The organism is Vibrio sp. R10-SG-ISO4, assembly GCF_059834135.1.
In genome coordinates this window covers 329,440-342,367 of record NZ_JCBDHJ010000018.1, presented here as the reverse complement: position 1 = coordinate 342,367, position 12,928 = coordinate 329,440, and the positions used below count along the sequence as shown (strand labels likewise).

At 49.2% G+C, this 12,928-nt stretch carries 11 protein-coding genes; 6 read left to right on the top strand and 5 right to left on the bottom strand.

Translation table 11 applies throughout. The features are described from left to right. Positions 1-4 precede the first annotated feature (4 nt). Both AC6R03_RS14485 and rsmS read left to right on the top strand, forming a co-directional pair. On the top strand, positions 5-553 hold the full coding sequence (locus AC6R03_RS14485; RefSeq protein WP_500631646.1) for a primosomal replication protein: 549 nt from the start codon (positions 5-7) through the stop codon (positions 551-553). Further along, positions 553-729 carry a pleiotropic regulatory protein RsmS gene (rsmS, locus tag AC6R03_RS14480; RefSeq protein ID WP_500631647.1) on the top strand — a complete coding sequence of 59 codons (177 nt, stop codon included), beginning with the start codon at positions 553-555 and terminating at the stop codon, positions 727-729. The genes AC6R03_RS14485 and rsmS overlap by 1 nt, the downstream gene beginning before the upstream one ends. 125 nt (positions 730-854) lie before the next feature. Here the strand turns inward: rsmS and AC6R03_RS14475 are convergent, their stop codons facing one another. After that, positions 855-2,972 (bottom strand): methyl-accepting chemotaxis protein, encoded by a 2,118-nt coding sequence (locus tag AC6R03_RS14475; protein WP_500631648.1) that lies wholly within the window; start codon positions 2,970-2,972, stop codon positions 855-857. 213 nt (positions 2,973-3,185) lie between these two features. Here AC6R03_RS14475 and xthA point away from each other — a divergent pair, with 213 nt between their 5' ends. After that, entirely contained in the window at positions 3,186-3,992 is an 807-nt protein-coding gene (xthA, locus tag AC6R03_RS14470; RefSeq protein WP_500631649.1) for an exodeoxyribonuclease III, read from the top strand. A 145-nt stretch (positions 3,993-4,137) separates the two neighbouring features. On the opposite strand, the gene fabV is transcribed toward xthA, so the two are convergent. The 3 genes from fabV to psrA all read right to left on the bottom strand — a co-directional run bounded on the left by fabV (position 4,138) and on the right by psrA (position 8,569). Next, complete coding sequence (fabV, locus tag AC6R03_RS14465) at positions 4,138-5,340, bottom strand: enoyl-ACP reductase FabV (protein WP_334550818.1); 1,203 nt, start codon at positions 5,338-5,340, stop codon at positions 4,138-4,140. Positions 5,341-5,544: 204 nt separating this feature from the next. After that, on the bottom strand, positions 5,545-7,830 hold the full coding sequence (locus AC6R03_RS14460; RefSeq protein WP_500631650.1) for an acyl-CoA dehydrogenase: 2,286 nt from the start codon (positions 7,828-7,830) through the stop codon (positions 5,545-5,547). A gap of 112 nt (positions 7,831-7,942) precedes the next feature. Then, positions 7,943-8,569: a TetR family transcriptional repressor PsrA gene (psrA, locus tag AC6R03_RS14455; protein WP_334550821.1), complete on the bottom strand. Its 627-nt coding sequence runs from the start codon at positions 8,567-8,569 to the stop codon at positions 7,943-7,945. A 447-nt stretch (positions 8,570-9,016) separates the two neighbouring features. Here psrA and AC6R03_RS14450 point away from each other — a divergent pair, with 447 nt between their 5' ends. Beyond that, the gene (locus tag AC6R03_RS14450) at positions 9,017-9,913 is read left to right on the top strand and encodes a 1-aminocyclopropane-1-carboxylate deaminase/D-cysteine desulfhydrase (protein ID WP_500631651.1); all 897 of its coding nucleotides are present in this window, start codon (positions 9,017-9,019) and stop codon (positions 9,911-9,913) included. 54 nt (positions 9,914-9,967) lie between these two features. Beyond that, positions 9,968-10,288 (top strand): DUF1496 domain-containing protein, encoded by a 321-nt coding sequence (locus tag AC6R03_RS14445; protein WP_500631652.1) that lies wholly within the window; start codon positions 9,968-9,970, stop codon positions 10,286-10,288. Here the strand turns inward: AC6R03_RS14445 and AC6R03_RS14440 are convergent. Further along, entirely contained in the window at positions 10,285-11,406 is a 1,122-nt protein-coding gene (locus AC6R03_RS14440; RefSeq protein WP_500631653.1) for a GNAT family N-acetyltransferase/peptidase C39 family protein, read from the bottom strand. The genes AC6R03_RS14445 and AC6R03_RS14440 overlap by 4 nt on opposite strands. A gap of 68 nt (positions 11,407-11,474) precedes the next feature. Between AC6R03_RS14440 and AC6R03_RS14435 the strand changes: the two genes are divergently transcribed. Beyond that, on the top strand, positions 11,475-12,926 hold the full coding sequence (locus AC6R03_RS14435) for a RimK family ATP-grasp domain-containing protein (protein ID WP_500631654.1): 1,452 nt from the start codon (positions 11,475-11,477) through the stop codon (positions 12,924-12,926). The last annotated feature ends 2 nt before the right edge of the window (positions 12,927-12,928 follow it).

Sequence of the window (12,928 nt, the reverse complement as noted above, 5' to 3'; positions counted from 1 at the left end):
CGCAATGAATAGATTCGATTCGCTAAAGCAAACCTTAGAGAACCTTGCCCAACAAGCAGCGGGGCTTGATCGCCAACGGGGTGAGCACCACCTACCGCTATTTGATGAACGGCTGTTTTCTTGCCGAGCCAAACTGCTTGTGCCCTGCGTGACAGAAACACAAGCCACATTGACGTTGATTTTGCGCGAAGAACAAGCGGGCAAATTGACGACGCACCGAGCAGAATACCTCGGCGAGCGTTTACTGTCGCAAATCAGTGCCATTGAGCGCGAATTGGCCACCACCTCAATCCGTAAAAACGAACCTAAGCACAAAAGCTATTATAGAAAGCCTATCAACGAGCTCTACCAACAACTGGCGCAGCATCAAGAGTGGGAACGTCGCTTAAAAGAGATGGTGAGAGATAAAGAGCGTGCACTGCAAAACGCCTCATCGTTTGCACAAGCACAAGCGCAGCAAGCGTTACTGGCCACCGAGCAGCGTCTAAAACGGTGCCAAGAGTCTAAGTTGAAAATCGAAAATCAGATCACCTATCGAGAGAGAAACCAGTAATGTCTAGCCAAGAACAGTCAACGGCAGTAAACAGCGGGCTTGAAAACGCCCCCGAAGAGATCAAACTGGCGGTAGATTTAATCTACTTATTGGAGAGCAACGAGATCGATCCTCACACTGCTTTAGCCGCAATCGACATCGTAAAAAGCGATTTAGAGCGAAAATTGGCACAATAAGGTCAACGCCCTGACTTCAAAGACTTGCTTTCTTGCTCAATAAATCGCTGGATAAAACAAAACGCGCTCGGTGATGGGATTCACCGAGCGCGTTTTTCTCAATAAGAGGTGTATGTCCTTTGAGACTACACCTTAAATTGATTGACCAGTTGCTGCTGATTTTTCGACAGCTGACTGATCTGGCTGCTGACCGTTTCTGACTCTTCCGCTTGAGACAAAATTTGCGCACTCAGATCGCGGATATTAGCGACACTTTGATTCACTTCGCCCGACACCGACTGCTGCTCTTCTGCCGCTTTGACAATCTGATTGTTCATGTCGTTGATGGACGCGATCGCGCCAAAGACATGATTGAGCTCTTGTACCGCCTGTTCAACCTGGCTGGCAGAGTGATTGGCGAGTTCATTGCCCTCTTGAATCGCAGACACCACATCCTGCGTCCCCTTCTGCACACTTTCAATCACTTTACGGATTTCACCAACTGAGTCTTGAGTGCGGCTGGCGAGATTACGGACCTCATCGGCCACCACGGCAAAGCCACGACCTTGATCACCCGCGCGCGCCGCTTCAATCGCAGCGTTGAGCGCCAACAGGTTGGTTTGCTCCGAAATGCCCTCAATCACAGTCAAAATTTCCGTGATGTTGGCGTTGTTCTTCGCCAGCTCTTCCACTACGGGCACCGCTGCGGTCATACGTTCAACCAGATGTTCCATTTCATGTTGCGATTTTTCAATCACTTGTTGACCGACGGTTGCCGCCTGATGCGCTTTATCCGCCTCTTGCACTGCAATTTCCGCGTTTTGCACAACAAGGCCTGCGGTTTGCGTCATCTCTTCAGACGCCGTCGCGACTAAGTCGACCTCTTTAAACTGGGCATCACTGCTGCGCCTTGTGCCTTGGGCGGCCACTTTCGATTGTTCGGTTGTAGTCCCTACCTGCATCGTGGTATCTATCACATCACGAATAATGTGTTGCAGCTTTTCCAAAAACGAGTTGAAACCCATGGCGAGCTGACCAATTTCATCCGCCGATTTCACCTCAATACGTTGGGTAAGATCACCTTCACCCGACGCGATATCATCCAAACGCGCCACCACGTCACGAATGGGTTTCACCAAGCGATTAGCCATAACACCAATCGTAAATAAACCAAACAGCACCAGGACCGAACCCGCCAACAGTTCGGTGGTCACGCTCGATTCCACTTGCGCAGTAATGGTCGCGTCAAGGTCATCGGCATCGGCCAACACACTGTTTCTTGGCATATCAAACAATACGCCCCAGGTTTGATTCGCCACCATAATCGGTGCGAACACCGTCATCCAGTCACCGCTTTCGCTCCACTGTGTCACCACTTCTTGACCCAAGAGCAGCTCTCGCAGTGCTTCACTGCTGTGCATGTCGCTCTGATAAGCTTGGCCAATGGCCGCGTCAGGCGCGTCACTGGCAATCAAAGAGCCATCAAAGCTAACAATATTGACGCTGCCGTCGCCCGAAAAGAGTTTGCTATCCGCATCGGCCACCACCTCTTTCAAAGCGTCGAGACGCAAATCAATCCCAAAGAAACCAATGCTGGTGCCATCAAGCATAATCGGCACCGAAATAGAGGAGGTCAAAAATGTCTCCTCCTCTTGTGTAATCACGCTTGGCGTGGTCACACACGCTTGCGCTGTGGTCAATGGGCACTCAAATCGCTCACGATTAGTGGGGTCTGACAGCAGAGCTTCACTGAGCACGCTGTTTACCACATTTTCACCATTTTGCGCGGTGATCCAGTAAGGCGCAAAACGGCCCACTTCGTTTGACCCGACATATTCGGCATCAACGTAATTGCTGTCTTCATTGTCGAGCATGTCCGGTCTAAAGACCAAATACGCCCCTTGAATCGATTCAAAGTCCATCACCGCACGACGAACCATTTCATCCAATGCAGTACGCAGCTCTTCACTGTCACCAAAATTTTCTTCGGTATTGCGTTTTAAGAACATGGCGCTGGAGGCCAACATTTCTGCGCGGTAGAGCGCTTCATTGAGATACTCCGCCACCTCAGTGCCACTGAGTAGAGCGCGCGTTTGCAGCAACTGCTCGGATTTATCGATCACCGATTCCGCGCTTTGCGCTTTGATCAATTGTTGATTGGATAAAGCGTTGTAGACCGAGAAGCCAATTAGAGAGAGTGACGTAATGAGGAGACAGCAGCCAGCGAAAAGCGTGATCTTCCATTGAACCGAAAGCGTTCGCATAATACATCCTTATAAGCAAACTTGTTGATAGTTTTGTTCAATCATTACAGCATATTGAACTTGATTATCAATCAAAAGTTTAAGAATTTGTTACTATCGCTCGGAGGAAGATGCTGAACGCTTGGCATTAGTCAGCCAAAAGTGGAAGTGTTACTATTCAAAACCAGTGGATTTAGACTGCAAAAACGAGACCTATTCAAGCAAGGATTATCAATGAAAGTCATCTCTTTTAATATCAACGGCCTTCGCGCCCGCCTTCATCAACTGCAAGCCATTATTGATAAGCACCAACCTGACGTGATTGGTCTTCAAGAGATCAAGGTGCATGATGAAGCTTTCCCACTCGAGGATTTGGAAGCGATGGGCTATCACGTGTACTTTCACGGTCAAAAAGCGCACTACGGTGTGGCCATGCTGTGTAAGAAAGCGCCGATTCACGTGCAAAAAGGCTTTCCGACCGACAATGATGATCATCAAAAACGCATGATCATGGCGACGTTTGAAGACGACGCGGGAGAGAAAGTGACCGTCCTCAATGGTTACTTCCCTCAAGGTGACAACATCCACCACGAAACCAAGTACCCGTATAAGCGTCAGTTTTATCAAGATTTAATGACCTACTTGAACGAGTATCACAGCAGCGACGAGCAATTAATCGTGATGGGTGACATCAATATCAGCCCACTGGACAGCGATATTGGTATTGGTGAACCCAACCGCAAACGTTGGTTAAAAACGGGCAAGTGTTCGTTCCAACCAGAGGAGCGCGAGTGGCTTAACACCTTGATGGATTGGGGATTGGTCGATACGTTCCGTCAGGTTCATCCAAGTGTCGACGATCGTTTTTCATGGTTTGATTATCGTTCTCGCGGTTTCGATGATAACCGTGGTCTACGTATTGATGTGATTCTAGCTACGCCAAGTTTGGCGCAAAAATGCGTCGAGTCGGATATTGATTACGAGCTGCGCGGGATTGAAAAACCGTCTGACCACGCGCCTATTTGGTCGACGTTTAAGTAAGCGGACTGACTAGGATAAAGAGCTGGGTAAGCCGACGTTCCAAAGCCGCCGATTGAAAATAGCAGTGAAAAAATCCGGAGCATCAACTCCGGATTTTTTGTTTCTAACGCCACATATTGAGTAGTGACGTTACGATAAGCAGCGGTTAGATAGCGATAAAATCGGCTTTGTAGTCTGGGTTAACATCCGCGTCGTAATCCACGCCTTCGACACCAAAACCAAACAGTTTCAAGAACTCTTCTTTATACTCGACGTAATCCGTCAGCTCTTTTAGGTTTTCAGAGGTGATTTGTGGCCATAGGTCACGGCAGTGTTGTTGGATGTCGTCGCGCAATTCCCAGTCGTCTAAACGCAGGCGGTTCTTCTCATCCACTTCTGCTGCGCTGCCATCTTCTTTGTAAAGACGCTGGCTGAACATGCGGTAGATTTGTTCCATACAACCTTCGTGAACGCCTTCCTCACGCATCTTCTTAAATACCATAGCGATATAAAGCGGCATAACAGGAATCGCAGAACTCGCTTGAGTCACAACCGATTTCAATACTGCGACATTCGCGCTGCCACCGGTTGAAGAAAGTTTCTCGTTCAGTGCTGCGGCTGCGCGGTCTAAGTCCATCTTCGCTTTACCTAGCGCACCGTCCCAGTAGATCGGCCACGTCAGCTCAGTGCCAATGTAGCTGTAAGCGACGGTTTTGCAGCCATCAGCCAGCACGCCGGCTTCAGAGAGGGCATTGATCCACAATTCCCAATCTTCGCCACCCATTACGGTGACAGTATCTTTGATCTCTTCTTCAGTCGCAGGCTCAACGCTCGCTTCGATGATCACATCTTTGTTGGTATCCACCGCTGTCGATGTGTAGGTTTCGCCGATAGGCTTGAGAGAAGAACGAATCACTTCACCCGTCTCTGGCATTTTACGTACTGGAGAAGCCAGTGAGTACACCACCATATCGATCTGACCCAGATCTTGTTTGATCAGCTCAATGGTTTTTTCTTTTGCTTCGTTTGAAAACGCGTCACCGTTCAAGCTTTTTGCGTAAAGACCTTCTTCACGCGCGAGTTTTTCAAAAGCGACAGAATTGTAGAAACCGGCTGTGCCCGGCTTTTTCTCTGTGCCTTCTTTCTCGAAGAACACACCGATGGTTGAAGCGCCGCCACCAAATGCCGCTGCGATACGAGAAGATAGACCGTAGCCACTCGATGCGCCCACAACCAGTACACGCTTAGGTGCGTTCTTGATTGGGCCTTGCGCCTTAGTGTAAGCAATTTGTTCTTTTACGTTAGCTTCACAACCCACTGGGTGCGTTGTTGTACAGATAAATCCACGAATTCTAGGTTTGATGATCATATTCAACTTCCTTAACAAAACCCGGCTAGGATAAAAGGTTCAACGCCAGATCGCATCTAATTTCTGTAAAAATGTCGTGAAAAGGCAAGTGGTTGGATCACTTCCTGTGGCTTCTCTCTGTGGTATCCAAAGCATTTTACTGAGCAGAAACAGCAGAGGCACCATGACGGTGCCTCTGAGTAGTAAGAGCGGTGACGTACTTTATTACGCCACGCTATCGAGCTTTGGCTTCGCACCCTCTTGATGGGTACGAGTCTCGCTGAAATCGTGGCTAAAGTGGTCCACTTGAATGGCGCGGTAACGCAATTTATCCGCGGCCAAGATCTTATCCACTTCAGCTTGAGTCAGCACGCCAGCGTCTAAGGCTTGCGCTAATCGCTCGGTCAGCAGCCCTTTACGAGCGACTACACCGTCTTTAGCTGCACGCATCAGTTTGCGCTCTAAGCTCTTCACCCCATACATGGCAAGGAACGCGTTTTCCATCAAGCCGACACTGTCATCCGCGTCTTTGTCAATGTAGCAAAGGTGAGTGAGGCGATCACGGTGCGCTCCTGGTGTCATCAGACTTTCTGCCAGTTTCACAGTAAGCTGATCACTTGGCTTGGTGTAGCGATTGCCCAGTGGGAAGATGATCACTTTCAGCAAACGCCCAACCGCTTTTTGTGGGTAGTTGGTAAAGGCTTGCTGCAATGACTGCGCCGCGTGATACAAACAGTGCTGCACGGCGTAGTGTACGTAATCGAGATCTTGCTGCTGGCGACCTTCATCTTCGTACTTTTTCAGTGCCGCAGACGCCATGTAAAGATACGCCAGTACATCCCCTAAACGCGCCGAGATCATCTCTTTACGTTTTAGATCGCCGCCCAGTGTCGCCATTGCGATGTCCGCACTGACCGCCAACGCACGGCTGAGACGTGTCATCTCTTTATAGTATTGCTGCGTTGGCCCGCTCATATCGGCTTTGATAAAGCGAGAGCCGGTGAGCGCCGCGCCAAACGCGCCGAAGGTGTTGCCCATCGCGTGTTTGATGTGTTTGAACAGCAAATCATCAAATTGCTTCGCCCCCTCTTTTTCATCTGGGTTGGCGGCCGCTTCCATCTCTTTCAGCACGTATGGATGACAACGCGTCGCCCCTTGACCAAAGATCATCAGGTTACGGGTCAAAATGTTCGCGCCTTCCACGGTTATAGCGACCGGCACACCGAGATAGTGCGTTGCAAGGTAGTTCATCGGGCCATCTTGAATAGCGCGGCCTGAGTGAATGTCCATCGAATCATTCAAAATGGTGCGGGCCATTTCCGTCATGTGGTATTTGGCAATCGCCGTCACAATGCCCGGTTTCTCTTTCAGATCCAACGAGGTCGTGGTGAGTGTACGGCTCGCTTCAAGCAAGTACGTCAAACCACCGATGCGCCCTAGCGCTTCTGCAACCCCTTCAAACTTACCGATCGACATACCAAACTGCTTACGCACGTAGGAATACGCGCCTGTAGTGCGTGACGTCAGATGGCCAATCGCAGTGCCAAGTGCTGGTAACGAGATACCGCGACCTGCTGATAAACATTCCACCAGCATGCGCCAACCTTTACCGGCGTAGTCTTGGCCACCAATGAGCCACTCCATAGGAATAAAGACATCTTTACCGCGCGTTGGACCGTTCATAAACGCCAAACCTAGCGGGTCGTGACGCTCACCGATTTCCACCCCTTTGTGATCCGCCGGGATCAACGCACAGGTAATGCCGAGCTCTTTTTCATCGCCTAGCAGGCCGTCTGGGTCATACATTTTAAACGCAAGGCCAAGTACCGTCGCAACGGGCGCGAGAGTGATGTAACGCTTGTTCCAGTTGAGGCGAATACCGAGCACCTCTTTCCCTTCGTGCTCGCCGTAACAGACGACGCCATCATCGGGAATGCCACCGGCATCTGAACCCGCTTCCGGGCCAGTTAGCGCAAAACACGGAATGTCGGTACCATCGGCAAGACGTGGCAGCCAGTAATCTTTCTGCTCTTGCGTACCATAGTGGGACAACAGCTCACCCGGACCTAACGAGTTTGGCACCATGACCGATACCGCTGTACTGATACTGCGAGTGGCGATGCGCGAAACGATGGTTGAGTTTGCCAATGCAGAGAATTCACGACCGCCATATTCTTTCGAAATGATCAGCGAGAAAAAGCGCTCTTTGCGTAGGTAATCCCACACTTCTTTTGGCAGATCGCGATCTTCTTTGACGATCTTGTGGTCATTGAGCATCGCCAACAAGGTTTCGAGCTCATTGTCCATAAAGGCTTGCTCTTCCGCTGTTAGCGTTGGTGCAGGATATTGGTGCAACTTACGAAAATCAGGACGGCCTGAGAACAACTCTCCGTCCCACCATACGCTGCCCGCTTCCATGGCTTCTTTCTCTGTGCTTGATAGCGGCGGTAGTACTTTTTTGAACATTTTGAAAGCTGGGTCGCTGACCCATTTTCTTCTTAGAGAGCACATAATCCGATCCTTTTGTTCGCGTTAGGGTGTTGAACTTATTGTTAGTGTTATAAATGCTTTGTTGATGTTAAAAATGCTTTATTGGTCTTAAAAACCTTCGCTATTACTCGATTTATTTCGCCGCGACGCCCGCAGCCAAATAAGGAATCAGTTGGTCAACGACGGACTTGGCATCCATCGCTTTGCCGTAATCATTTTCAGCGATCTCTAGCAGCGCTTGACTCGAAGCCATAGTGAACACGCAGGTGCCGAGGGTAAAATGCAAACGCCAGAACAGCGCTTCTTGAGTCAACTCAGGGTTGGCTTTCATCACCGATTGGGTAAACAGTGATAACGTCTCTTGGTAACGTGTGGTAATGAACCAACGCAAGTGACCTTGCACATCGGTATAACCACGCCCAATCAGCAACATAAAGCGGCTGGTGCCGTTCGGTCTTACATCGTTTAAGTTTCTTAGTGGCGTACGCAGTGACTCAAACACGTCTGACATTTCATACGTATCATTGAGATTTAAGTTTATTAGCGCATCTTGCACTGAGGGCATAAAAGCTTCGAGATAACGGTTTAGCACTGCACGTACCAAGGTTTTCTTATCGCCAAAGTGATAGTTGACTGACGCGAGATTCACTCCAGCTTTGCTGGTAATGGTACGAAGAGACGTGTCATTGAAACCATGCTCAGCAAACAACGCTTCCGCTACATCTAGGATTTTCTCTTTCGTCTTATTTCTCGCAGACATTTTAAAGCACTCGTATTAAACAACTGTTTGAAATATACATCCGAAACATTTAACTAACAACCAATTAACATCACATTTTTGCGCTTTGGTCTGACCAGATAAAAAAGTGTGAAAGTAATTCATTGAAACGTAAGAGAGATTTTTCCTTGCGAACAAAAAAGTGTGCAAAGAAGAAAAAAGAGAGGAAATTTATTGAACTGTTTGGGCCGTCTCCGGTCTGAATAGGTGTAGTGAGCAGAGCATTCGAAGTTTACAGGCCGTCAAACTTGTTTCCTTTCTGAACCTACTCATATGCTGCTTTTTCTTATTAACTCCTATGTTTTATGTATCCGCCCAGAGACCTTTTACTCTGGGCTTTTTTATCTTTTGCGCTCAAACCGACCAACAAGACTTTTTAGTGCTAGTTTTATACACTACGCCTCTTTTTGACACCCAGCACATTAGACCATGAAACTCAGCGATACGCCCGTCACGCAACATCAAGTGGCTTCGATCCCCTTTTTTCTCAAGCGAGACGATCAACTGCACAGCCACTTCTCTGGTAACAAGGCACGCAAACTGATGTCAGTACTGAGCGGCGAGTGGCCAAAGGTGAAAACCTTGATTGGCTATGGCAGCGCACAGGCGAACTCCGCCTACTCGCTTGCCGCGCTTGCTGCAATAAAGGGCTGGGCGTTTGAGTTTTATGTCGATCGTATCCCCGCATGGCTAGAGCAGCAGCCGATGGGCAATTATCGCGGCGTGTTGGAGCTCGGTGGGCAAATCATCGCCGTCGGCGATTCAGGGCTAGAACCCACGAGCTACATCGAGCAAATCCGCCAACCTGATGAAACCTGCTTAGTGATCCCCGAAGGCGGCCGCTCTACTCTGGCAGAACCCGGTGTGGCAGGACTGGCGCGAGAAATTCTCTCTTGGACTCGTTATCATCCCGAGCACGAGTTTGTTGTCGCCCTACCTTCCGGGACCGGTACCACGTCGCTCTATCTGCAAAAAGCACTCAGATCGCACGGCATTGAGGTTCTGACTTGTCCGTGTGTGGGTGGGAGAGCCTACCTCGAAGCGCAATGGCGAGCATTGGGTGAAGAGGTGTTTCCCACCGTTCTTGAACTCGAACAAAAGCATCACTTTGGCAAGTTGTATCAAGCGGATTATCGGATGTGGCAGCTGCTGCTGACCGACACCGATGTTGAGTTTGATCTGCTTTACGATCCCATGATGTGGCGCTGCCTGCTCAACTGGTACCCAAATCACCCGCAAAAGACTATTCTCTATGTGCATCAAGGGGGATTGCTGGGCAACGAAAGTATGCTGGCGCGTTATCAACGCAAATTTGATGGTGTTTAAAGCCACCGCATCCCCTAAGTTCATCACCAACCAAAGAGTAAAAGGAGCGCAGCGATGCGATTGTGCACTCAAATTCTAAGTCTGTTGTTGGCTCTCGGCATGACTTATCCTGCGTTGGCAACCGTCATCACAACGCCGGGTAAACCGGTTGTCGGCGTCAACGCTACGCGCCTTGCGGAGCGCGTCTGCTACTACCAAGACCAAGCCTACTCATTGGGCGCCGTGATTGAAGTCAAGGATCACCTGCTGCGCTGCTCCAAAGCCAACGACTTTGAGAGCAATGGCGCGCTGAAATGGCAAAGCCTTAATAGCCAAGACGAAAGTAAAACCGAGCAACCTGACGCGACCCAATCTAAGCGTTATTCGGTCAACTAGCTCTGTGACGCCACTGCGCTGGATTCAGAGTGCGCAGGGCGAATCACCACACAAGCGGTATGACGCTGCTTGCCAAAACCGATGATCTGCGACAGCGCCGCTTTGCTGACCGTCACGTGCGCCGAGCCAACGGCATCCAGCTCAGATTCAGCGTGCGGATCATGAATGAAAAAGAACTGCTCGCTCATCCCACTCAGTACCACCCAGTGCGGCTCTTTGCTGCCATTAAAACGATAGGTGCTGATTAACAGCAAAATACTAGCCCCTTCTTCCACCCAGCGCTCCAACTGACTCTGTGACGGTGGAGAGTCGATGATATCCACGTCCTGCTCCGCCAACTGTTGGCAAAAATCCTGATGAACAATTTCAATCACTTGCTTCTTGTTGTCATCACGCACACTGTCGATAAATGGCGTTGACTGGGATTGGCTCCACAGCTCGACATGATACCCGCGTCGTGCCGCTGCCAGTGCCAACCCATGACCACTGCACCCACCGTGGCCTGACGCCATGAAAATCGTCGTCGCCTCGCGCCACAATTGCAACTCGGCACTGCGTGTCAGAGGTTGTGATTTATCGAAATGCGCAAAAGCCATTAGCAGCGACGCCGCGCCACAAGTAAATGGCGTGGTTTGCACATAAAGTGGCATATTTAACAAGGTCTTAGGTCCGTAATGACTTAAGCGTTTTTGCATTTTTAGCCCATCACACAAATCGTCGTAGTAATGGATCAGCAGCTTGAGGGTTTTATAGCCCAATTTCTTGTATAAATTTATCGCGCCTATATTGTCTTCGCGCACTTCTAGTCGTATTGTTGTGAAGCCTTTTTCGACGGCAGCGCGCTCACACATTTCGATCAACGATTGTGCAATATTTCGTCCCCGGTACTGTGGCATCACCGCGATGGAATAGAGTCTCGACAGTTGTGTTCCTTGGTGAAACAAAACTAATGCATAGCCAACCACCTGCTCATCGCACTGTGCTACGAACAAAGAAGAATGTTCAGATTGGATGAACCTTTTCATCTGCCGTGGTGAGATCCTATCACTGGAGAAAAGTGACTTTTCCAACTGATTTAACGCACTGAGATCTGTGATTTTCGATTGGCGAAAATTCATGTGATACCTTCAAAAAAGCTTATGCTAGTGTTTACCCATCATAGCGTTATTATTAAGGAACAAGATAGATGGCAAACTTATTAATTGTCGCCGACCAAACCAGTGATTGGCAGCAATATTTCCCGTCAGAACAAGTGGTGAGCGTGGCGCAATACCTCGACAGAGATTGGCAAACCACCCAACGTAATGTTCAAGTGGTCAACCTATGTCGCGATTACAGCTACATGAGCAGTGGTTACTACTGTTCGCTGATGGCCGAGGCCCGTCGTCACCGAGTGATCCCGACGGTCACTGCTATCAATGATATTTCTCAACCCCTGTTGATGTCATCTAATTTCCTCAAGCTGAGTAAACTGCCGAGTGACTTAACGACCTTGTCTTGCAAGATCTATTTTGGTCGTACGCAACAAGCAGGGCTTGAAAAACTTGCCCGTCAGCTTTTTGAGCAGTTTATGATTCCGATCATCGAGCTCAAGATGACCAAACATCAAACGCAGTGGCAAATCGAATCTGTGGCGGCCTTCCCGTTCCAAGAGCTTGAGGATCAAGAAGAAAACTTCTTTATCGAGTCGCTTGAGCAGTTCTCAGACAAAGTTTGGCGCAAACCCAAGCAGGTGAAAAAATACCGCTATGATCTCGCAATGCTGGTCGATGAAGAGGAAAAAATGCCGCCATCGGATGCCTCTGCATTGAAGCGTTTTAAACGTGCAGCGGATCGCTTGGGGATGAACCTAGAGTCGATTGGCAAAGACGACATTTCGCGTCTTGGCGAATTTGATGGCTTGTTTATTCGCGCGACCACCAACATCAGCAACTTCACTTACCGCTTTGCCAAAACCGCCGAAAAGCTTGGCCTAGTGGTGATGGATGACTCTGAGTCCATCATGAAGTGTACCAACAAGGTGTTTTTGACTGAGCTGTTGAAGAACAACAAAGTCCCTGCGCCTGCAAGCGTGATTTTGAATCGCTTTGACCCAGACTGGCAAGACGACTTGCTGAGTGAGTTGAGCTTTCCTATGGTGCTTAAGATTCCAGATGGCGCCTTCTCTCGCGGTGTGGTGAAAGTTAAAAACCAAGAGGAGCTTGAGCGCGAAGCGGCGGCGCTGTTTGAGAAAAGCGCATTGATTTTGGCTCAAGCCTTTATGCCGACCGATTTTGACTGGCGAATTGGTGTTTTGAACCACCAAGCGATTTTTGCCTGTAAATACATGATGAGTCGTGGTCACTGGCAAATCTACCAACACCACAACAGTGGCCGTGTTTCATCTGGTAGTTTTGAGACGCTCGATCTTAAGCAAGTGCCAAAGAATGTCGTCGATGTGGCGGTCAAAGCAGCGAATCTGATTGGTCATGGTTTATATGGTGTCGACTTGAAAGAGATCGACGGTCAAGTCTACGTGATTGAAGTCAATGACAACCCGAGTATTGACCATCATGTTGAAGACGCTTTCCTCGGCGATCTTCTCTATGACCGCCTGATGACGGAGTTCCTGCGTCGTATCCAAATGCGCGGCTTCTAACC

Bases quoted from the DNA above. Each gene is read 5' to 3' on its own strand.
- AC6R03_RS14485 (WP_500631646.1), top strand. From the start codon at position 5: ATGAATAGATTCGATTCGCTAAAGCAAACCTTAGAGAACCTTGCCCAA.
- rsmS (WP_500631647.1), top strand. From the start codon at position 553: ATGTCTAGCCAAGAACAGTCAACGGCAGTAAACAGCGGGCTTGAAAAC.
- AC6R03_RS14475 (WP_500631648.1), bottom strand. From the start codon at position 2,972: ATGCGAACGCTTTCGGTTCAATGGAAGATCACGCTTTTCGCTGGCTGC.
- xthA (WP_500631649.1), top strand. From the start codon at position 3,186: ATGAAAGTCATCTCTTTTAATATCAACGGCCTTCGCGCCCGCCTTCAT.
- fabV (WP_334550818.1), bottom strand. From the start codon at position 5,340: ATGATCATCAAACCTAGAATTCGTGGATTTATCTGTACAACAACGCAC.
- AC6R03_RS14460 (WP_500631650.1), bottom strand. From the start codon at position 7,830: ATGTGCTCTCTAAGAAGAAAATGGGTCAGCGACCCAGCTTTCAAAATG.
- psrA (WP_334550821.1), bottom strand. From the start codon at position 8,569: ATGTCTGCGAGAAATAAGACGAAAGAGAAAATCCTAGATGTAGCGGAA.
- AC6R03_RS14450 (WP_500631651.1), top strand. From the start codon at position 9,017: ATGAAACTCAGCGATACGCCCGTCACGCAACATCAAGTGGCTTCGATC.
- AC6R03_RS14445 (WP_500631652.1), top strand. From the start codon at position 9,968: ATGCGATTGTGCACTCAAATTCTAAGTCTGTTGTTGGCTCTCGGCATG.
- AC6R03_RS14440 (WP_500631653.1), bottom strand. From the start codon at position 11,406: ATGAATTTTCGCCAATCGAAAATCACAGATCTCAGTGCGTTAAATCAG.
- AC6R03_RS14435 (WP_500631654.1), top strand. From the start codon at position 11,475: ATGGCAAACTTATTAATTGTCGCCGACCAAACCAGTGATTGGCAGCAA.